The 19,974-nt window shown below is 44.6% G+C and carries 20 protein-coding genes; 10 read left to right on the top strand and 10 right to left on the bottom strand.

The features are described from left to right. Nucleotides 1-2: 2 nt before the first annotated feature. Together dapD and KFF44_RS15495 are read right to left on the bottom strand one after the other, a co-directional pair. Nucleotides 3-848, bottom strand: coding sequence for a 2,3,4,5-tetrahydropyridine-2,6-dicarboxylate N-succinyltransferase (gene dapD / locus KFF44_RS15500; RefSeq protein ID WP_255935897.1), 846 nt, complete (start codon nt 846-848; stop codon nt 3-5). A gap of 84 nt (nt 849-932) precedes the next feature. Then, on the bottom strand, nt 933-1,640 hold the full coding sequence (locus tag KFF44_RS15495) for a pyrimidine 5'-nucleotidase (RefSeq protein WP_255935896.1): 708 nt from the start codon (nt 1,638-1,640) through the stop codon (nt 933-935). 110 nt (nt 1,641-1,750) lie between these two features. Between KFF44_RS15495 and KFF44_RS15490 the strand changes: the two genes are divergently transcribed. Genes KFF44_RS15490 through KFF44_RS15480 form a run of 3 tightly spaced genes read left to right on the top strand, consistent with a single transcriptional unit; the run spans nt 1,751 to nt 5,239 of the window. Then, nucleotides 1,751-3,418 (top strand): diguanylate cyclase, encoded by a 1,668-nt coding sequence (locus tag KFF44_RS15490; protein ID WP_255935894.1) that lies wholly within the window; start codon nt 1,751-1,753, stop codon nt 3,416-3,418. Continuing rightward, a complete protein-coding gene (locus tag KFF44_RS15485; protein ID WP_255935889.1) occupies nt 3,418-4,686 on the top strand; it encodes a DUF2336 domain-containing protein in 1,269 nt (422 codons plus the stop codon). The genes KFF44_RS15490 and KFF44_RS15485 overlap by 1 nt, the downstream gene beginning before the upstream one ends. A 49-nt stretch (nt 4,687-4,735) precedes the next feature. Beyond that, the gene (locus KFF44_RS15480; RefSeq protein ID WP_255935888.1) at nt 4,736-5,239 is read left to right on the top strand and encodes a DUF2059 domain-containing protein; all 504 of its coding nucleotides are present in this window, start codon (nt 4,736-4,738) and stop codon (nt 5,237-5,239) included. A gap of 37 nt (nt 5,240-5,276) precedes the next feature. Here the strand turns inward: KFF44_RS15480 and argB are convergent, their stop codons facing one another. The 3 genes from argB to KFF44_RS15465 all read right to left on the bottom strand — a co-directional run bounded on the left by argB (nt 5,277) and on the right by KFF44_RS15465 (nt 7,776). Further along, a complete protein-coding gene (gene argB, locus KFF44_RS15475; RefSeq protein WP_255935887.1) occupies nt 5,277-6,185 on the bottom strand; it encodes an acetylglutamate kinase in 909 nt (302 codons plus the stop codon). A gap of 74 nt (nt 6,186-6,259) precedes the next feature. Continuing rightward, nucleotides 6,260-6,736 (bottom strand): hypothetical protein, encoded by a 477-nt coding sequence (locus KFF44_RS15470; RefSeq protein ID WP_255935886.1) that lies wholly within the window; start codon nt 6,734-6,736, stop codon nt 6,260-6,262. A gap of 404 nt (nt 6,737-7,140) precedes the next feature. Further along, nucleotides 7,141-7,776 carry a cation transporter gene (locus KFF44_RS15465; protein WP_255935885.1) on the bottom strand — a complete coding sequence of 212 codons (636 nt, stop codon included), beginning with the start codon at nt 7,774-7,776 and terminating at the stop codon, nt 7,141-7,143. Between the two features lie 124 nt (nt 7,777-7,900). Here KFF44_RS15465 and KFF44_RS15460 point away from each other — a divergent pair, with 124 nt between their 5' ends. Then, complete coding sequence (locus KFF44_RS15460) at nt 7,901-9,010, top strand: succinylglutamate desuccinylase/aspartoacylase family protein (RefSeq protein ID WP_255935884.1); 1,110 nt, start codon at nt 7,901-7,903, stop codon at nt 9,008-9,010. A 55-nt stretch (nt 9,011-9,065) separates the two neighbouring features. Then, complete coding sequence (gene hemH / locus KFF44_RS15455) at nt 9,066-10,085, top strand: ferrochelatase (protein WP_255935882.1); 1,020 nt, start codon at nt 9,066-9,068, stop codon at nt 10,083-10,085. Nucleotides 10,086-10,091: 6 nt separating this feature from the next. Here hemH and KFF44_RS15450 read toward each other — a convergent pair whose 3' ends face one another. From KFF44_RS15450 to KFF44_RS15435, 4 genes are all read right to left on the bottom strand, one after another. Beyond that, nucleotides 10,092-10,556 carry a copper chaperone PCu(A)C gene (locus tag KFF44_RS15450; RefSeq protein WP_255935880.1) on the bottom strand — a complete coding sequence of 155 codons (465 nt, stop codon included), beginning with the start codon at nt 10,554-10,556 and terminating at the stop codon, nt 10,092-10,094. Nucleotides 10,557-10,671: 115 nt separating this feature from the next. Continuing rightward, the gene (pip, locus tag KFF44_RS15445; protein ID WP_255935878.1) at nt 10,672-11,640 is read right to left on the bottom strand and encodes a prolyl aminopeptidase; all 969 of its coding nucleotides are present in this window, start codon (nt 11,638-11,640) and stop codon (nt 10,672-10,674) included. A gap of 94 nt (nt 11,641-11,734) precedes the next feature. Continuing rightward, complete coding sequence (locus KFF44_RS15440) at nt 11,735-12,541, bottom strand: NTP transferase domain-containing protein (protein WP_255935876.1); 807 nt, start codon at nt 12,539-12,541, stop codon at nt 11,735-11,737. Between the two features lie 40 nt (nt 12,542-12,581). Beyond that, a complete protein-coding gene (locus KFF44_RS15435) occupies nt 12,582-13,979 on the bottom strand; it encodes an MmgE/PrpD family protein (RefSeq protein ID WP_255935875.1) in 1,398 nt (465 codons plus the stop codon). Between the two features lie 205 nt (nt 13,980-14,184). Between KFF44_RS15435 and KFF44_RS15430 the strand changes: the two genes are divergently transcribed. The 4 genes from KFF44_RS15430 to KFF44_RS15415 all read left to right on the top strand — a co-directional run bounded on the left by KFF44_RS15430 (nt 14,185) and on the right by KFF44_RS15415 (nt 17,889). Continuing rightward, nucleotides 14,185-15,330, top strand: coding sequence for an ABC transporter permease (locus KFF44_RS15430; RefSeq protein WP_255935873.1), 1,146 nt, complete (start codon nt 14,185-14,187; stop codon nt 15,328-15,330). Between the two features lie 7 nt (nt 15,331-15,337). Then, nucleotides 15,338-16,150 (top strand): ABC transporter ATP-binding protein, encoded by an 813-nt coding sequence (locus KFF44_RS15425; protein ID WP_255935871.1) that lies wholly within the window; start codon nt 15,338-15,340, stop codon nt 16,148-16,150. 105 nt (nt 16,151-16,255) lie between these two features. Further along, nucleotides 16,256-17,224 carry an MlaD family protein gene (locus tag KFF44_RS15420; protein WP_255935870.1) on the top strand — a complete coding sequence of 323 codons (969 nt, stop codon included), beginning with the start codon at nt 16,256-16,258 and terminating at the stop codon, nt 17,222-17,224. After that, the gene (locus KFF44_RS15415; RefSeq protein ID WP_255935869.1) at nt 17,224-17,889 is read left to right on the top strand and encodes an ABC-type transport auxiliary lipoprotein family protein; all 666 of its coding nucleotides are present in this window, start codon (nt 17,224-17,226) and stop codon (nt 17,887-17,889) included. The genes KFF44_RS15420 and KFF44_RS15415 overlap by 1 nt, the downstream gene beginning before the upstream one ends. Nucleotides 17,890-17,902: 13 nt before the next feature. Here the strand turns inward: KFF44_RS15415 and KFF44_RS15410 are convergent, their stop codons facing one another. Further along, entirely contained in the window at nt 17,903-19,084 is a 1,182-nt protein-coding gene (locus KFF44_RS15410) for an MFS transporter (protein ID WP_255938851.1), read from the bottom strand. A gap of 141 nt (nt 19,085-19,225) precedes the next feature. Between KFF44_RS15410 and KFF44_RS15405 the strand changes: the two genes are divergently transcribed. Continuing rightward, nucleotides 19,226-19,948, top strand: a complete 723-nt coding sequence (locus KFF44_RS15405) for a class I SAM-dependent methyltransferase (RefSeq protein ID WP_255935868.1) — start codon at nt 19,226-19,228, stop codon at nt 19,946-19,948. Nucleotides 19,949-19,974 lie beyond the last annotated feature (26 nt).

Below are 19,974 nucleotides of genomic sequence, written 5' to 3'. Positions count from 1 at the left end.
AATTAGTCTCTCAAGAGATCATTGATGGAAGTTTTAGAGCGTGTGCGTTCATCAACGCGTTTCACGATCACAGCACAGTAAAGACCCGGGCCTTCACTGCCGTCAGCCATTTTCTTGCCTGGAAGGGTACCCGGTACCACGACGCTGTATGCTGGTACACGACCAATGAAAATCTCGCCAGTTTCACGGTCTACAATCTTGGTGGAAGCGCCGAGGTAAACACCCATTGAAAGAACAGAGCCTTCTTCGACTACGACACCTTCTGCAACTTCGCTACGTGCACCGATAAAGCAATTATCTTCGATGATCACCGGACCAGCTTGTAATGGCTCTAGTACACCGCCAATGCCTGCACCACCGGAAATGTGAACATTTGCGCCGATTTGTGCACAACTACCAACTGTTGCCCACGTATCAACCATGGTGCCTTCGCCTACATATGCACCAAGGTTCACAAAAGACGGCATCAGAACCGCACCCTTTGCAATATGCGCTGATCTGCGAACAATAGCGCCTGGTACCGCGCGAAAACCAGCGCGTGAGAAATCCTGTGCACTCCAGCCTTCAAACTTACTTGGTACCTTATCCCACCAGGCAGTGTTTTCACCGGGGCCACCAGCGATCATTTCCATGTCATTCAGGCGGAATGAAAGTAATACTGCCTTCTTCAGCCATTGGTGAACTTCCCAGCCATTTTCAGACTTGGCTGCAACACGCGCTTCCCCTCGGTCAAGCATCAAAAGTGCAGCATCTACCGCGTCCCGCACTTCACCGGTGGTTTGGGCATTGATGGTGTCACGGTTATCAAATGCTGTGTCGATAATTGTGGCGAGTTCGCTTTGATTCATCGGGTTTCTCTATTTTGTAAAACCATACTTAAATGGTCGGGATTAAAGTTGGCCTGAAAATAGCGTTTAATGATGCTGAGTCAATTAGCGGTTTGCCGTTTGGTTCACAAATTCGTCAAGCCACGGCGTTAATTGTTTTGTTTCCACATTGATAACGGATGCATCATAATCTGCCTCGCCCCATGGGCTTCCTGTATTTACCCAAACGGTTCCCATACCCGCCTGTTTTGCAGGGATCAGGTTTCGAACCATATCCTCGAACATTACAGATTGTTTTGGATCGATGGCAAAAACATCAAAAAATCGATCATAGGTCGATACTTCGGGCTTGGGTGCCAAATCGGCAGCAATGATATCAAAAATCCCGTCAAAATGATGGGCAATACCAATCCGTTCCAGTACTTTTTCAGCATAGGGGGTATCGGCATTTGTGAAAATAACTTTTCTTCCCTCAAGATTTTGAAGAGCCTGATCAAGAATAAGGTCACGGGCAATTGGTGCAAAATCAATGTCATGAACACTATCTAGGTAATGTGCTGCGTTGACGCTGTGGTTATGAATTAACCCATTTAAAGTTGTCCCATGTTCCAACAGGTATTTTTTCTGAATTTTACGTGCGTCATCAAAAGGCAAATCCAGCAATTTGGATACATAGTTTGTGATATTGATATCAACTTGAGAAAACAGATTGTTCTCTGCTGGATATAGGGTGTTGTCCAGATCAAAGACCCATGTTTTTACATGCTGAAAATTATTATCGTCTGGCCTGTCTGATATCTGATCATTACTCATAAAAAATCCTTCTGAAGAGGCATATTTTAAACCCCTGTTAACGCGCCAGTTCTAAAGTGCCTAATAATGCTTTGAACAGAACTATCAAATTTTACGTTGGCAAACATACATTGGATATACTGAAAAATAAAAGACCTAAACTGGATACGTCAAAGGCCGCTGTTATTGCCATTAACAGTAAGGGAATAGTCGTTGATTCTTCGCCGTCCGCAGAAAATCTTATGATTGGCTGGAACGCAGGGCATGAAGGTCTGCATGTTCTCGTTAAAAAAGTTGCTGAAACAAATATACCGCTAGAAGACCGATTGTCCTTTCATGATCAGATCAAGCTCTGGGTTTCTGTCGTTAAGATAGGTGACCTTGTTTATGTGACAGGGCGAGACACAACTTTATCTGATCAAGTTACAGATGCACTTCTGAAAAGTAGAATTTTGCTGAAGGAATTGCTCGATAACGCGGTTGATTTAGCGTTTGAAGTCGATAAGAATCGTGAAATTCTTTTCGTTTCACCGGCTAAAGCTTTTGGTGTGGAAACTGATGTTTGGATTGGTGAAAATGCAGATAAGATTTTTTGGTCTGATGTTGAACGACCAACGAGAAGCCCGCTTTCAGTAAAAAATGAACAGACATTTGATGCCGTTCAGGTGAAAATACAAGGTACTGAGGAACGTCGTTGGGTTAAAATTGTCTCGCAGCCCTATAGAAACAATGACGGTAGCATTACGGTTCGTGGTACGATGGTTGACACTACGCAGCAGGTCAGGCGCGAGCGTATGATGCGCGCTATGAATCTTCGCTTTAAAGTGCAAGAGCGTATTACCAATATTTTAAACACTGCTGAAACAGCTGAAGACTTGATGACGCGAGCGTCTAAGGCGCTTGTGGAGGTTCTTCGAGCTGACTCTGTATGGCTACTTGAGAAACTCGGGCGGGATTTGGTCACCCGAGCTTCGGACAGCGAGGATGTTTTGCCGCTTGATGCCAAGGCTATTTTATCAGAGGCCAATAAAAGCTCGGCTCAAAACCTGATAAAGATAAACCATGAGAACCAAGTATATTTGGTTATTCAGGTTCGGAGAGGCGCTGAAATAGCCGGTTTCTTTGTGATAGGGCGCGATACAACCATTAGCCCCTGGTCAGCACAGGAAGTGGAACTTGTTGAGTCGATCACGAATGTTCTGACGGCCGCATTTGAAAAATCAACCATGATAGGCAGGCTTCAAAAGCTTTCGTCAGAAGACGCGCTCACAAGTTTGCTTAATCGTGGCGCGCTTGAGAAAACTGTGGATGCCAGACTGAGCCAAATAAAAGACCCAGCATCAGGCGGTGTGCTATTGTTTGTTGATCTGGATAATTTCAAGGAAGTGAATGATACCTTGGGTCATCATGCGGGTGATGATGCCATCAGATATGTTGCAGAGTTTATCAAAGCGATGATTAGACCCGCTGATATTGCTGGGCGATACGGCGGTGATGAATTTATTATATGGCTAGAGGCTGCCAATGAAGATGTCGCCAGCCAACGAGCCCGTGAACTTATAAATGTGATGCCTGCGATCAGAAAAAAGTTAGGGAATTCAAACCTTAAATTGTCAGCATCTGTCGGTATATGTTCATGTAAAAACCTTACGGAACGATCTTTTGAGAAATTGGCCAGTTTGGCGGACGAGGCGCTTTATAATGTTAAAACAACAGGTAAGGGCAATATTGGGTTTGCAAATGAATTGCAGGCAAAACCTGAAAACGACTATGCCGCTACAGCGACTGGGGAGCGATAATGCTTAGCAAATTAAAATCTATATTTGGTGGTCAAAAAAAATTACCGGATGTGCTAACAACCGATGACGAACAGGCAATCCTGAAAAACGGTAGTGATACAGAGCGTCTTGCTTTGGCTGCCCGCGAAGACGCGCGCCCTGAAGTTTTATATTACCTGGCTGAAGATAAATCAGCGGATGTCCGTAAGAGGATTGCCAATAATCCGCAAACACCTGTGCAGGCAGACGCGATCCTGGCGAATGATGTTGATGAAGAAGTCCGAAGTGAACTTGCACGTAAAATTGGCCGAATGATACCGTCCTTGGACGAAGATCAACAAAGTATTTTATCTGACAAATCCTTAGTTGTTCTGGAACAGTTGGCACAGGATCAACTACCCAAGATACGGGCAATCATTGCTGAGGAAATAAAAAAATCAACGATTGTGCCGAAGTCAATCATTGATAAGCTTGCGCGTGACGTTGCTGATATTGTCTGCGGACCAATTCTTGAATATTCGCCGCTTTTGAATGAGGATGATCTTCGTGAAATTATTGCTGCGGGTGCGAGTTCTGGCGCATTAACGGCGATTGCGAAGCGTGAAAACCTCTCGGAGAATGTGTCTGGTGACATAGCTGCATCACTGGATGTTCCTGCGATTGCTGCTTTGCTAACAAACGAAAGCGCCTACATTCGGGAGGAAACGCTCGACCAGATTATTGATCAAGCAAAAAGTGTTGATGACCTTCATCGACCGCTGGCACTTCGCCCTCAATTGTCAATCCGCGCTATGAAACGCATTGCGGGGTTTGTTGCGTCAGCACTTGTTCATGCAATGATGGAACAGTCTGACTTGGAGGAGGATCAAGCTGAAGAGCTTTTGGACCGTGTTCGCGATCGCCTGGAAGAAGAAGATATTGGGGATGAAGAAGAGCAAAAGTTAGCTGCCAAAGCCCTTGATTTTGCCGAGCGTGGCCTGATTGATGATAAATTCCTCATGAAGGAAGTTGACGATAACCACCGGGAGTTTGTTATCCAGTGCTTGGCAGTTATTGCTGATTTACCCGCGACAACAATCAGGAAAATTATCCATTCTAAAAGCGGACGCGCTGTGACGGCGTTATCTTGGCGCGCTAAATTATCGATGCGGACTGCATATTACCTACAAACTCGTTTCGCTCTGGTGCCGAAAACACAGTTGTTAAGCGCTAAAGACGGTAAAGATTACCCTCTTGATGAGGACGAGTTAGATTGGCACTTGAGTTATTTTGTCGATCAAGACGAGTAGCAGGCAATTTTTTGAGCGTATTTTACCTAAAAGGCATGGGTATTCTATTATGAATCGTATTTATATTTCTTTGTTGTTGTTAGTAATTTCAACCTTTCCGCTTTTCCCTCAAACGGCAGAGGTTGATGAAAAGGCTCTGACGTTAGCGGAAGAGGTTGTTGAAGTCACCAATGCGGGTGATGTTGTACGGCGCATCATCCCTATTATGCTTGAGCAGCAGAAGAGAGTTTTCTTGAGCAAAGGTTCTGCAGATATCACTGATGAAAAGCGCAATGAGATCAACCTGACGCTCAAATATTTAAATGAGGAACTTGAATCCATATATCCTGCATTCAAGGTTGAGGTTGCGAAGCTTTATGCAAATAAGTTTTCAGTAACTGACTTGCAGGCTATTCTCGACTTTTATACTTCTGATGTTGGTCAGCGATACAGTAGCGGTTCGATTGAACTTAGTCAGGAAATAGGGGCTCTCGGGCAAAAATGGATGGCGAAGGAAGCTCTTGACGCGGCTAAGCGCGCACGAGCGCGCGCAGTAGAAGACATATCAGAATAGTGTAACCCTCAAACCGTAAATGAGCCAATTTCTTTAGTTAGCTTGATAACCTGATTAAAGTTCCGGCACCACGTTCGGTGAAAATTTCAAGTAAAGTCGCATGCTTTACGCGGCCATCAATAATAACTGCACCATTAACCCCAGCTTCTACTGCTTCGAGGCAAGTATCGACTTTCGGCAGCATGCCACCGGTGATAGTGCCGTCGTTTTTTAGGCTTTCAATGTCAGCGCGGTCCATTTCAGTCAGGAGTTCTTTGTCTTTGCTTAGAACACCGGGTACGTCTGTCAGTAAAAAGAAACGTCGAGCTTTTAAGGCAGCCGCTAGCGCACCAGCCATTGTATCTGCATTAATGTTATAGGTGTTTCCGTCCTCTCCGAGCGCGATCGGTGAGATGACTGGAATAATATCGCTTTCAATGCATTGTTCGAGGATATGCGTATTAATTGCTTCGGGCTCACCGACAAAACCAAGGTCAATAACCTGTTCTATATTCGAGGTTGGATCGGCTTTTCTCTTTTCTACTTTTCTGGCTGTGACCATAGAACTGTCTTTACCTGAAAGACCAATGGCTCGACCCCCCGCAGCGTTAATGTCTGCGACAATCGATTTACAGATTGAACCACACAATACCATTTCAGCGATTTCTACGGTTGCTTTGTTTGTAACGCGCAGGCCGTCAATAAATTCACTTTCAATCTGAAGCCGCGCCAGCATTTCACCAATTTGTGGTCCGCCACCATGAACAACAACAGGGTTGATGCCAACGTGTTTTAATAAGGTAAGATCTTCAGCAAATTGTCGGGCAAGCATATCATCGCCCATCGCGTGTCCACCATATTTAATAACGAAGGTGTCCCCTGCATATTTTCGTAAATAAGGTAAAGCTTCGACCAGGATTGCGGCTTTTTTTTGTAGTTTAGATTTATCTTGATCCACGACGATCATAACCTCATGTCTTTCATCGGACTAAAGTGTTGAATGCCGCACTATGAACCCATAAAATTTTGAAAGCAATCGACTTAATGATGGTGGTATCTGTATCGCGTAGATGTGAAGCCTTCGTCTAACATCACACCAACAACCGTGAATAAGGTACCTAGATACAAAGTAGCCCAGGAAAGATATAGGGTCTCGTCTGTTGTTGGCACAAAAAAGGCAACATAGTTGGCGAGCTCAGCGAGAAAGAATAATGTCATGCCGAACCCGACAAGCCTCAAGGCAAAACGGCTTAACACAGCCATAGTCGCGGTTATCAACAGCGCGAAATTGAATAAGGCATATGCGGTGATATGTTCATTAAGTTTCGGGAAAACCCAATAGCTGACCAGTATGATGACGGAACTGATGACCGCTGAGATATTCAATCGTCTTGTTTTGATGGATATCAAAGGCATTCGATTCAGGAAAAAGAGAGCAGTCAGTAACGCAAAAATAACTGCGCGAAGGCCGTAAAACTCTAACTCCGGCGGGGCTGTTATATCAAATATTTGCAGCATGGTTACTGCTATTATGATGACGGACAACAATAGAATAGTATGGTGAATATTTCTGGTGTTGACCGCTATGAACATAGCGATGAATGCAAATGAAGATGTTTTTAGAATAACAGGTGGTACATTGAATGAGAAATTCTCATTAAGCATGTACAAGCAAGCACATAGCAAAGACAACGATAAGGTTATATACCCTATAGTCTCAAGTAGAGGCCTATATATTTTCACAGGGCCGTTTGGCACATTCCCCCCTGTAAGCTATGGAAACTTTGCTGGTCCTGATTGGTCTTTATACTTACACCATACGATAGAATTGTGATTATTTATGGCAAATGAACAGTAATATTGCCGTTGTTTATCATTTCGTCTGTGCATGCAGTCCCTGTTTAGTCAGGCTGCAAACCTTTTCACTCAGCTGCAGAGTGTGATTTTATATGCTCCAATTCATGTCTTGCTTGTGTAATGATCGAAAAGGCTCCGCTTATGAAAATTGAAGCCATTATCCCCGCAACAATAATGTCTGGCCAGCCCGTGTTGGTTGCCCAAACACCTGATGCTGCGATCAAGACCATGACATTATTGATTGCATCATTTCTGCTGCATAACCAAACTGAGCGAACGTTGGCATCGCCGTCTTTGTATTTTACAAGCAATAGGACGCTAATCAAGTTTGCTGAAAGTGCGGCAAAACCAACGCTTCCCATTATAAGTACAGTAGGTTGCTGAAGATAAAATACCGAATATATGGTGGATCCCAGCACCCATAAACCCATCGCAAATAAACTAAAGCCTTTCATTAGGGCTACTTTGGCTCGCAGGTGATTTGCTTTACCGATAACATAAAGCGAAATACCATAGGTTAGGGTATCGGCAAGAAAATCAAGAGCATCCGCTTTGAGGGCTTGCGAATTTCCAACAAAGCCCATTGGCATTTCAACTAAAAACATGAGTGCATTGATTATAATAACTAGAATAAGGGCGCGTTTGTATGCAGGGTCTAAGCCCTCAAAGTTTACTTCGTGACATCCGCATCCAGCACTCAATCTACGACTCCCAATAGTTATTATGCCTATTAGAACCTTTTTTAGGTGAATTTTCAAATATATAAATCTATTTCAACTTATGTAACAATATTCATTGGTATAAAAAACTTTGAGTATTACAGTTGTGGCTATTGAAAAAATAATCAGTTCAAATTGGTTTAATATGATTCGAAGTCGAGATTTCTTGGTAAAATCTATTATCACAGTGAGTTTGTGTCTCTGTTTTGTAATTTCACCTGTTTTCGCCGTCGATGAACAACAAATAGCTGCTAAATACATTGATAGCTTAAACACTACTGCATTAAAGCAAGGGCGTCATCACTTCTACGTAAAGGTTTCCTCAGATAATCTGGGTATGCCAGTTCGTATTCCTCTGATCGTTCTCAAAGGTACGCAGCCAGGAAAAACTATCCTACTTACAGCGGGAATACATGGTGATGAACTTAATGGTATTAGAGTAATTCATCAGTTACTAGAGCAATTGAATTATCGGGACTTAAAAGGGACGATTATTGCACTGCCTGGAATTAATCAGTCAGGTATCAACGCAAATAGTCGGTATTTTGTTTCGTCATCAGGCGGTGGCTTTCAAAGTGATCTGAACAGGCTATTTCCCGGAACCAAACAAAACGGTAATGCCGCGTCGCTTTATGTGAACAGAGTATGGGCAAATGTTATTAAAGGCCGGGCGGATATCGCCATCGATTTGCATACTCAAACCAGAGGAACGGTGTATCCCTTATTCGTGTTTGCCGACTTTCGTAACAAAGAAGCAAAGCAGATAGCTGACCTGTTAATGCCTGACGTCATCAAGAATGATGTTGGTGAAAAAGGGACATTGGAAACTAGCTTAGTTCGAGCAGGTGTTCCTGCGGTAACATTTGAAATTGGGGCCCCAAAGCGCTTTCAAAAAAAATTAATCAGCCGCGCGGTTGCAGGTATAAAAAACGTTATGCAGCATTATGAGATGCTGGAAGGTGAACGTTTGCAGACAAACACACCGCCTATTGTGGGGAGTGGTTACAAAAATATTTATGCAGAGCAGGGGGGCATTGTAGTTGTTCATAAACATCTTATGGACAAAGTCCAAAAAGGCGATCTTGTAGCGACGCAATATGATGCATTTGGGCAAATAAAGAAGGAATATTTCTCTCCAGTGAATGGACACATATTATCTCATGCAACTGATCCCGTTCGAGAACCGGGAGCGATGTTGGTCCGTATAATATATTGAACAATCATAGAATAGCGTTCATATATCCATTTCCAGCATATTAGAGAGAGTAACAATGGATCATTTTCCTGCTAAACATCCGTCCGTTTCACATGGGAAAACCGGGTTGTTGATGATCAGCCTTGGTACACCAGATGCTCCAACTTATAGAGCTCTGCGCAGGTATTTAGCGGAATTTCTATCTGATCCAAGAGTTATTGAAGTGCCGAGGTTACTGTGGTTGCCTATATTATATGGGCCTCTCCTAACGTTCCGTCCTGGAAAATCGGCAAAGGCATATGCGAAAATATGGAATAATGATCGTAACGAGTCACCGCTTAGAACCATATCGCGGGATCAAGCTGACAAAATGCGAGAACGTTTCAATGACGATGTATTAGAGATTGAATGGGCTTTTAGATATGGGAATCCGTCAATTGAAACTGGGCTGCATAGCCTAAAGGAAAAAGGCTGTGACCGGATTTTAGTATTTGCCTTGTATCCACAATATAGCGCAACAACAGTTGCATCATCCTATGATAAGGTTTTTGAAATTCTAGGTAAAATGCGTTGGCAACCTGCAATTAGAACCACGCCTGCATATCATGACAATCCTGGCTTTATTGATGCTTTGGCCAACAGTGTTTCATCTGAGCTTGCATCCCTAGACTGGGAACCTGAACATATCTTAGCTTCCTATCACTCAATCCCGAAAGCCTATTTTGACAAAGGTGATCCATACCCCTGCCATTGTTGGAAGACGTCAAGGCTGCTGAATGAAAAATTATCTCTGCCTGAAGGGAAATTAATCAGTAGTTTCCAATCGCGTGTTGGGCCAACAGAATGGGTTGGTCCCTATAGTGATAAAACCGTTGAAGATTTGGGACAAAAGGGTATCAAAAAACTCGCGGTACTCGCGCCTGCATTCAGTGCTGATTGTGTTGAAACCCTTGAAGAAATTAATTTAGAACTCAGGGAAACATTTTTTGAAAATGGCGGTACTCATTTCCATTATATCCCATGCCTTAATGCTTCACATGATGGTATGAATGTGCTGGAGGCAATTGTACGTAACGAATTGCAGGGATGGATATAAAAAAGGTTACTCCTGCAAACCGGCAATACCTGTTACAAGTACATGCACGGTGACGTCTCCTGCTTTTTCAAATGTTAGCGTCACCGGGAAAATATCACCTTCCTTCAAAGGGCTGGCAAGTCTGGTCAGCATGATATGGTATCCTCCGGGCTCAAAAGCTAAGTTTTCATTGGGCGCGATTGGTAGCGCACTGACATGATGCATGCGCATAATACCGTCTTGTTCTAATGATTGATGAACCTGTACCCTCTCTGCGGCGTCTGACGTAACATCGATCAATTGATCCAGAAACGCCCCTTTGTTTGCAACATTCATATAAATTGCGGCGGAAACGGTCCTGTTCCCTGTCTGCCGTGCCCAAGGTTGACTGATTTCCAAGCCGTGCACATGGTCATCACCTTCATGCATACTCGCAGCAGGAGTATAGAAGTTTGCGATGAGGATGAGCGTTGACAACAATAATTTTTTCACAGAATTGTTCCTAATTCAGGTCAATAGTTAGTGCGTATATTAAAAGGGGTTACACCCACTGTCGAGTGGGTAGAATGCCGCATTTAGCGTCATAGCTCATGGTCTCCTTTGTGCTTTACAAATCGTCTGTTGCGCAAATGAGTTCGTGTGTAATGGCTGGTTCAAAGGCTGAATGCCCGGCCACTGGGACAATTTTAAGGGTTGTCCATGGCATTTCTTTCGCTAACTCATAAGCAGATACAGGCGGGCATATGGCATCGTATCGACCCTGCACCAAGGTGATCGGTATACCTTGTAATTTATGACAATTATCCAGAATGTAGTTGGAGTTATCCAGAAATCCTTTGTTTTTGAAATAGTGGGCCTCAATGCGTGCAAACGCGAGAGCAAACCGGGGATCAACAGATAATGTACGGCTATGCTGGTCTGGATTAAGGGTCACAGTGCTTGCTTCCCATAAACTCCACTCTTTTGCGTACATCAATTGTTCTTTTTGCGGAATTTGATCGCTGGTTAGCCGCGTGTGATAAGCGGCAATCAGGTCATTATGTTCATGATGTGGTATTGTGTTTTTAAATCGTGACCACTCTTCAGGAAATAATGCGCCGGTTCCCCCCCCGTAAAACCAATCTAATTCCCTCTCTCGCATCAGGAATATTCCACGTAGGATCAGTGCATTGGTTCGTTCGGGATGAACAATTGCATATAAAAGCGCGAGCGTACTGCCCCAGGAGCCTCCAAAAACTGCCCATTTTTCGATATTCAAATGTTCACGAATGGCTTCAATGTCTTTAATCAGGTCCCAGGTAGTATTATTCTCGAGGCTAGCATGGGGCTCACTTTTGCCGCAACCTCTTTGGTCAAAAAGAATGATGTGAAACTTCTGCGGATCAAAAAAACGTCGCTGGGTTGGACTGGTGCCACCACCGGGTCCGCCATGTAAAAATATTACCGGAATACCATTTGGATTCCCTGACTGCTCCACATAAAGCTTATGGCCATCGGAAACATTCAGATATTCCTCATGAAAAGTTTCGATCGGCGGATATAGCCCTCTGAAAGAGGATGTAGCAGTTGAGCGCAAATTATGCCCCTTTATTAAAAAAGATTGCAATCATACATTGCGGCTACTGGTATTACAAGTGGGGGGCTTGAGTAGTATCAGGTGCTTGTTTTACTCAGGCACCACGTCGTTTTTTCAGAATTTCTTCCGTGCGAACAAAGTCACCAGGATTATCAACGTCGATTGGTGCATCCGCATATGGCATGCTAATCAGCCGAATATTAAGGCCCCAACGTTTAGACAGTAAATTGGTTAACTGTGCACTGCTAGCGAGTTTGAATTTGTAGAGCATCATGAACATAAGCCCAAACGCCTTTAAAATACGTTTTGGCTGTTTGCCAAATTGCCCACCACCTTCAAATACTTTTGCAGCAGTCAAGGCATTTGCCGTTGTTAAGGCATAGAGGTTACAACTTGACCAGCCCCCATCTTTCAATTCATGGAATGCGCGCTTACCATCCGGGTATGCTTCCAGAATAACCGAGGCAGGTGTCATTGCGATGGCTGCATCGGGAGTGTTAGAGAATATTTCATTAGTAAAATGATTGATCATTTCGCTGGTATGAAGGGCATTGTCGCCAGTTGAAATAACAAGCGGCCAAGGGCTTTCGATATGTTCGATCGCTGATTTTACGGACAAGAATAGATTTTCAGCGCTTGGGGTGTAATGAATTTCCTCTTTATCAAGCATTTCCTTTAAGGCAGGAACACTTTCGATGAGGTCGCGACTTTCGATGGAAACATAAATATCACCAATGTCGTCTGCTTCTTTAATTTCTCGAACGACACGTTCCAGCATAACCATACCATCAATGACCACCAAGCATTTATGGCTGATATTCTGTATTTTTGCGACCGCATCTTCAGGGCCACGTCTGCTAGCTGCTAGGATAAGTGCTGTTGCTTTTTTATTATTGGCCATTTTTATGCCCTTCACATTGTCCTCAAAGCGATGCTTATAATTATGAGAGTACAGCCATTAGGGATGAGATATCATTTTCATCTGCTAAATGCTCTAACTTCTTTTTTACAGTGCTTTTAATCTGCTTGTCTAAATACCCTTCGACACACGCGTCAAACTTATCCCATAGCTGTTCGTTGCTTAGTGGACGTGCTGTACTTCCAACAGGCATAGCAACTTCAGTTGATACTGTTTCACCGTTGTCGAGGGTCACATGAACCTGTGTATAGAAGTCTGTCTCCAATTTTTCCACATATTCTTTACGGATAAGCGGTAAAAGTTCGAGAATCTCGGGATTAGAAATATTGCTTTCGGCATAGTCTTTAAGGCCAACATTACCATTTAAAAGGCCTGCAGCGAGGCTGAACTCAAGGCTAAACTTGGCTTCCATCGAGTTTTGTGGTTTCTCATACATAAGATTTCTAAGGTGGGCTGCAGGAGCGCGGACAAATATCTCTTTAACATTGTTTTTATCGAATTTGTGCTCTGCTTTTAACGCCAACAAACCATCGAGTGCGCGGTGTATGCTGCCGCAATTCGGGAATCTTTTAACTTTGAGGCCATATTCTTCGATTTGAAGAGGGTTGCCGATATCGGTTGTTGCGAAAGTAACGGTTTGACCATGCTCCGCTTTTCCTTTCATGCCCTCCCTTAATTCTTCGACATCTTGCCCGACCATCAATGTTCCCATTCCTGTTGTTCCATGAAGGGTATCAGTGCCTGCCGTGATGCCAGCTTTGGCGAACAGTGCAGCCTGTACAGCCCCTGCTGCCGCAAGGCCGGAATGAAGGGGTTTGGTCATTGTTCCAAATTGACTCATAAATCCACCGGCAAGGCTTGTAGCCAGCGAAATAGCGTGCGCTGTTTCTTCTGGGTTCAGTCTCAGTAGTCTTGCACATCCGGCGGCACTCCCAACAGCGCCAACAGTTGCCGTTGCATGCCAGCCTCGTGCTCTGTGGTACGGATTTACACCTTGTCCAACACGGCCGATCATTTGCAGCCCAACAATATAGGCATCAAGAAGTTGCGTGCCAGATAATTTCTCTTGATCAGCAAGTGCGAGTAATGCAGGCGCTAGTACGGCTGTCGCGTGTGCCTTGGCCGGGTCAAAATTATCGTCAAAATCAAGCGCATGCGCCGCTGTGCCATTGACGAGAGCTGCCATGGGTGCAGATAGTTTTTCAGGAAAACCAATCGCACTGCAATTGCCGCGCCCCCACTCCGTCGCAAGATCATAGACTTTACGTGTTACAGGTTCGTCTGTGCCTGGAATGATGACTGCGATCACATCAATAAATGCATTACGTGCCCTGTCCAAAGCAACATCTGACCAATCAGAGTTTGTTTCGCTCGTCCATTTGGCAAAAGCATGAAGCGGGTTATTAGGGTTCATTGTCATGATATATGCCTCAAATAATCACGCCTTTCTTAAATAAAACGACGTTACGCGTCCAGCGCTTAGTTTCTAAAAGCGTGACGATGGAGAGATTTGCACTCAAATGGCGCCTCAATAGATAAGCTGTAAATTTAATATCAATATGCAGTTATTTCATTGTAGTATATCCTAAAGCAGAAATGTCTATTTTTGTAGAACTGGAATATGGATGGCTGGTAGTAAAAATATAACAATTTCGTCTTTTATTACTCTCGATACATCAGGTCCTAGTGTCATGATTACGCTCTTGGGGGACTGGGTGCTCGACAATGCCCAGCAAATTGACAAAGACATGAATAAAGTAGCCTCGTTATGCCAGAATGGAGCAGTCTTGGATTGTTCCAGCATACAGGGCCTTGATACAGCGGGAGCATTATTGGTTCGTAGATATGCTATGGCGGTCGATGACGCCGGATCTGCAATATTGACGGGCGTGCTTGCTCAACACAAAAACTTGCTTGATGTCGTTTCCGCGTGTCCGCCACCTGCGCCGACTGAGCCTGATCACGACCCATGGTATGTGACGGTTTTGTACGAATTGGGTGAAAGCGCATTTTCGTTCATGAATTCAGCTAGGAATTTGCTTGGATTTATCGGACTGGTTCTCTCAAGGCTGTTTGGAGCGATTTTTGATCCTGGCCGCATACGGGTAATACCACTTATCCATCAATTGGAAGTGGTTGGCCTAAAGGCAATGGGCATTGTTGGATTAATATCGTTTTTAATCGGTGCCGTTATGGTCAACCAGGGGGCCGTTCAATTAGCCAAATTTGGCGCGGATATATTCGTAATTGATATGCTTGGTATTTCCCACCTCCGCGAATTGGGGATATTGTTGACCGCAATTATTGTTGCTGGCCGCTCGGGAAGTTCATTTACGGCGCAAATCGGTTCAATGCGATTGAACGAAGAAGTCGATGCGATGACAACGCTCGGCATGAATACGCTGGATGTGCTTGTTTTACCTCGTTTGTTGGCCTTGTTGATAGCCCTGCCATTACTTGGGTTTTATGCCGACATACTTGGTATTATGGGCGGCATAGTCATGGCGTGGTTTCAATTGGATATAGCCCCTGCAAATTTCATAGTGTATTTTCGTGATGTCATTACGCTTGATCATTTCATGGCCGGCATTTTGAAAGCCCCGTTTTTTGCCATTGTGATCGTTGTTAGTGGTTGTTACCACGGCCTTGCTGTTAGCGGAAGCGCAGCGTCGCTCGGAATGCGTACAACCCGGTCTGTGGTCCAGTCAATCTTTCTCGTAATTGTTTTGGACGCATTTTTTGCTGTTTTCTTTACTGCGATTGGGCTTTAGTAATTTGATGAATATTCACGACAAACAAAATGCGATTATCAAAGTTCGCGGGCTTAAGACGGCTTTCGGCGATCATGTTATTCATAATAACCTCGATCTGGATGTGTACCGCGGTGAAATACTCGGTATCGTTGGTGGTTCAGGAACGGGTAAATCTGTTTTGCTGAAAACTATCATCGGCCTCATCAAGCAAGCTGAAGGATCTATTGAAATAAATGGTCGTTTGCAGGCTGATATGTCAGATGAAGAAGACAGGAAATCGCGCCGCGATTGGGGTGTTTTATTTCAGGACGGCGCATTATTCACATCACTGACAGTTGCGCAAAATGTACAGGTTCCGCTGCGTGAACATTTTAATCTGCCTGCTGACCTGATGGATTGTTTGTCATTAAATAAAATTACCATGGCTGGCTTGCCGCTTGATGCGGCCTGCAAGTTCCCTTCCGATTTGTCGGGCGGGATGCGAAAACGTGCGGCCCTTGCAAGGGCGCTCGCGCTTGATCCGCACATCCTGTTTCTTGATGAACCAACTGCTGGCCTGGACCCAATAGGGGCATCGGCGTTTGATGCGCTTGTTATGGAATTGAGAGACTCGCTTGGACTAACCGTATTTCTCGTGACCCATGACCTTGACACCTTAGCACGTACATGTGACCGGGTCGCAGTGTTGGGTGATCAGAAGATTTTGATAAATGCACCTTTGTCGGAAGTTGTGGAACTTGATCATGCTTGGGTGCAAGAATACTTCAAAGGGCCGAGGGCACGAGCTGCTGGTATAAAATCAAGCGATATTGATGGTTTGCAACTTGCTCCAGCATAAGAAACGATTGATAATCCTTTGATTGTGATCATATTTGTTTACACATAACTAACTAGATTAAATTATTTTAATGACTTTATAGAAGTAATGAAGGGCTAGAAAAATATGGAAACACGCGCCTCACATATATTGGTCGGCGGGTTTGTTTTGGCCTTTTTGGCAGGATTGGTCGGCTTTGCGGTCTGGATTGCAAAAGTTGATCTGGATGCTGAATACAAAGATTATGACATTTATTTCAATGATACGGTTTCTGGTCTGGTTAAGCGTGGAACGGTATTCTACCTTGGTATCCCTGTTGGTGAAGTGCGGGATATTACACTCGCACCAGATGACCCCAGAAAAGTAAGAGTTTGGGTTCGACTTCGCGCCGAAGTTCCGGTGAATGAAGGGGCAACCGCAAGGCTGGACTTTCAGGGCTTTACTGGCGTTGCTTATATTGAACTCTTTGGCGGTCCGCCAGAGGCTCCTTTGCTTACACCGCACCCCGGGCAAGAGCGGCCGGTGATACCGGCTCAAGTTTCCGGGTTGCAGGTTTTGTTTGCAAGTGCGCCTGACCTGTTGGATGCGGCAGGACTTGCCGTTGCACAGGTACAGAAACTACTTGCTGATGAAAATCTGGCTGAAATCGCCGGTATTCTAAAAAATACAAATCAAATCACCGGAAATTTAGCGACTGGGACGAAAGATATTGATGGTTTAATTGTTGATGCCCGTGCAGCATTGGTTGAGGTTGCGGGCGCAGCTAATGCTATCCAAAAACTTGCCAATTCAGGCAATGAACTGATTGCAAATGATGCAAAACCGCTGATAGCTGAAGCCATAAAAACGATGCAAACTGCGCAGGAAATGCTGGGTCGTGTCGATGCGCTTGTTGCCGCAAACGAAGGAGCGGTCACACAATTTGTAAACGGTAGTTTACCGGAAGTGTCACGAATGATTGTTGATTTAAGGAAGACAGCAAGAACCCTCTCCAGATTGGTTACACGGATAGAACAAAATCCTGGAGAAATTATTTTTGGTACACCTGAAGATGAATATGACCCGAAAACCCGAACACAAGGGGATAAGAAATAATGTTGTCTGAATTTAAAGAACGAGGACTTCTTAAGGCAATTAAGGCAACGCTAGGTATTGGTTCTCTGCTTCTTATATCCGCGTGCGGGCCACTGATTTCTTTCGGCGGTGACGGGGATGCGGATGAAGTATATTCGTTGGAATATCAGGGGGGCTACAGTACGTTTAACGCTGATGCTCCGCGTATTTATCTTGATGAACCTTTAATGGCTGAGGGGCTGGCTAGCCGCAAAATGTCGGTGAGGCTACCAGACTTTCGTCGAAGTGCCATCGCTTCAACAAGTTGGTCAGCAAACCTTAGTGATTTGATACGTGGTTACATGGCGCGGTCTATTGCCGTCAAATCTGGTGTTCAGTTGATTAGCGAAGGCGGGCTGGACGTTAAGGTTGGTTGCCGTATGGCAGTTCATGTATGGGCATTTGAACTGGTTCCCGGTGATATTCCTCAGGATGATAAAGTAGCTTCCACCATAGAGTTGACTTTGTTGAATGTGACCAATGGTGTGTTACTTGGCAAACAGACTTTCGTTGTAGAAAAGCCAGTGCTTTCTGCTGGCGGTGCTGCTATCGCGGCTGCTTTCAATCAAGCGATTGAAGATAGTGCGAATAAAATGTCGGAGTGGCTTATTCCTATTCAGTCGGGATGTGTGCTCGGCGAAGCATAATAGCCTAATTCTATTATACTTTTTTACTTTCATAGTAGGTCCAAAACATCACGATTAACCCTGTAAGGGCAACCAGTATGAATGGTGTGCTGGGCGCGTAATTTGTGAACAGACTTCCGGCGAGTAAAGGACCAAATACCCTGCCACCTGCCGACAAGCCATTTGAGAAGCCAAGGGCTGTGCCTTGTAGGCGTTTATCTGTTCTTTGGGACAGAATACTGTTCAATGCCGGGAATGCGATTGTTAGGCCACTCATAATCATTGGAAGGCCAATCAGGGCAGTGGTTAAGCTGGCAGGGAATATAACGATAATCAAACATCCTAAAATGTTAACAATCGCCCCAAATGCAAGAGATGTGGTTTCCCCAAACTTATGAAACATTGGGCCAATCGCGAAGGCTTGTATAAAGGCAACAGCTAAGCCGGTGCCCATTAAAAGAAATCCAACTTGTTTGCTGTCCCATAGGAGGGTGTGTTTTGCCCAAAAGGGCGTAATCGAGAAAGTAATGCTTTGGCTAATGGCAGCCAGAACAAACATAGAAAAAATAAGATACCCTGTAGATGGCGTAAATATTTGGGTCCAATGTACTTCTTGGTTGTTAGTTGGCTCGCTGACGTCATTTTTGGTGCTGTTGGTTTCCGGCACAAATAAAATCGTTAAAATCATAGCAATAAACGACAAGGCCGCAGCTATTAAGCCCGGCAGGTAGATGCTAATGTTGTCGCCTGTACCGCCAAGCAAGCCCCCAATCGCAGGCCCAAAAGCGAATCCAAACCCAAAGGCCGCACCCACATAACCCATGGCTCTGCCACGGTTTTTTGCTGTTGTCATATCGGCCATAGCAGCCATAACGATACCGATGTTGCCAGCCATTGCCCCTGACATTGCCCTTGCTATAAATAACCATAACAAACTATCCGCATGAGCAAGGGTTACATAGGACGCCGTCGCACCGATGAAGGTTGCAGCGAGTGCTGGTTTTCTGCCAAACTTGTCGGACATACGCCCCCAAACAGGGCCCGCCACCAAGGCGAAAAGTGAATATACCGAAATTAAAGCGGTGCCTGTGAATGTATCACCGTCGTATTTGTCGATCAAAAAAGGCAAAATAGGAACGATAATTCCAAACCCAACTAGATCAATAAAAACAGCAAATAATATAGCGGGCATTTTGGAACTTACTTTCGCATTTATCGGTGTATAGTGTTTATAATTGTGTTTTTAAAAAAGGCTACCGATATTAGTCGATGTCTATTGTTTGGCTGGATGTATGGTCATGAATATCTTGGTGTCTCGATGGGCCATATAATATTCTATTGATTGGAAGAAACCTCTATGCGTGCTGATGTGCTAGCATTTCGCGAATTTTACCAAAGCCCGCTTGGGAAGTCGGTTGATCAGATTATTGGCGAGCGCTTGCTTCAGATGTGGGAGCAGGATCCAGCAACATTGCAGCATAAAATGATGGTGGGGTTAGGGTATACATTACCTTATTTATCACGTGCTAAGGAATTGGGTGCAGAAACATTTGCCTTTATGCCTGCGGATCAGGGCGTGACGCATTGGCCGAGTTTCAATAATAACAGAAGTATACTTACAAGTTATCATCAATTGCCACTGGCGGACTCTGCGGTTGACTATATGCTACTGGTACACGCATTAGAGCATTCAAGTCGCCCCAAACACTTGCTTCGTGAAGTTTGGCGTGTTTTGGCCCCAGGAGGGCACGTGATTATTGTAGTACCCAACCGAAGACGTATTTGGTCCACGCTCGAAAATACACCATTTGGTTCGGGCCGGCCCTATTCAGCTACTCAGCTTAGACTGTTGATGCAGGAACAAATGTTGCCGATCGATTGGTGGGATACGGCGTTAATGCTTCCACCGTTTTCGCGTCTAAGTGTTGATAAGCTGCTTCCTGTGTGCGAACGGCCAATTCGGTTTTTTGGGAAAAACCTTGGGGGCGCTCTGATTGTGTGTGCGCGTAAGCAGGTTTATGGTGCAATTCCTGACAAAAAACTCAAGTTGCGCAGTCAACCACTGATGATTGGTGGCTAAATCCTGATTAGGACGCTACGGGATGG

The organism is Kordiimonas sp. SCSIO 12610 (genome assembly GCF_024398015.1).
Classification (GTDB): domain Bacteria; phylum Pseudomonadota; class Alphaproteobacteria; order Sphingomonadales; family Kordiimonadaceae; genus CANLMI01.
Note: the sequence above shows the minus strand (reverse complement) of the source record. Positions and strands in the feature narration are given on the sequence as shown.

What these genes read in the sequence shown, in the direction of transcription:
- KFF44_RS15425 (WP_255935871.1), top strand. Translation starts at nt 15,338, where the DNA reads ATGAATATTCACGACAAACAAAATGCGATTATCAAAGTTCGCGGGCTT.
- KFF44_RS15420 (WP_255935870.1), top strand. Translation starts at nt 16,256, where the DNA reads ATGGAAACACGCGCCTCACATATATTGGTCGGCGGGTTTGTTTTGGCC.
- KFF44_RS15495 (WP_255935896.1), bottom strand. Translation starts at nt 1,640, where the DNA reads ATGAGTAATGATCAGATATCAGACAGGCCAGACGATAATAATTTTCAG.
- argB (WP_255935887.1), bottom strand. Translation starts at nt 6,185, where the DNA reads ATGATCGTCGTGGATCAAGATAAATCTAAACTACAAAAAAAAGCCGCA.
- dapD (WP_255935897.1), bottom strand. Translation starts at nt 848, where the DNA reads ATGAATCAAAGCGAACTCGCCACAATTATCGACACAGCATTTGATAAC.
- KFF44_RS15430 (WP_255935873.1), top strand. Translation starts at nt 14,185, where the DNA reads ATGGCTGGTAGTAAAAATATAACAATTTCGTCTTTTATTACTCTCGAT.
- KFF44_RS15440 (WP_255935876.1), bottom strand. Translation starts at nt 12,541, where the DNA reads ATGGCCAATAATAAAAAAGCAACAGCACTTATCCTAGCAGCTAGCAGA.
- KFF44_RS15415 (WP_255935869.1), top strand. Translation starts at nt 17,224, where the DNA reads ATGTTGTCTGAATTTAAAGAACGAGGACTTCTTAAGGCAATTAAGGCA.
- KFF44_RS15405 (WP_255935868.1), top strand. Translation starts at nt 19,226, where the DNA reads ATGCGTGCTGATGTGCTAGCATTTCGCGAATTTTACCAAAGCCCGCTT.
- hemH (WP_255935882.1), top strand. Translation starts at nt 9,066, where the DNA reads ATGGATCATTTTCCTGCTAAACATCCGTCCGTTTCACATGGGAAAACC.
- KFF44_RS15470 (WP_255935886.1), bottom strand. Translation starts at nt 6,736, where the DNA reads ATGCTGCAAATATTTGATATAACAGCCCCGCCGGAGTTAGAGTTTTAC.
- KFF44_RS15435 (WP_255935875.1), bottom strand. Translation starts at nt 13,979, where the DNA reads ATGACAATGAACCCTAATAACCCGCTTCATGCTTTTGCCAAATGGACG.
- KFF44_RS15480 (WP_255935888.1), top strand. Translation starts at nt 4,736, where the DNA reads ATGAATCGTATTTATATTTCTTTGTTGTTGTTAGTAATTTCAACCTTT.
- KFF44_RS15485 (WP_255935889.1), top strand. Translation starts at nt 3,418, where the DNA reads ATGCTTAGCAAATTAAAATCTATATTTGGTGGTCAAAAAAAATTACCG.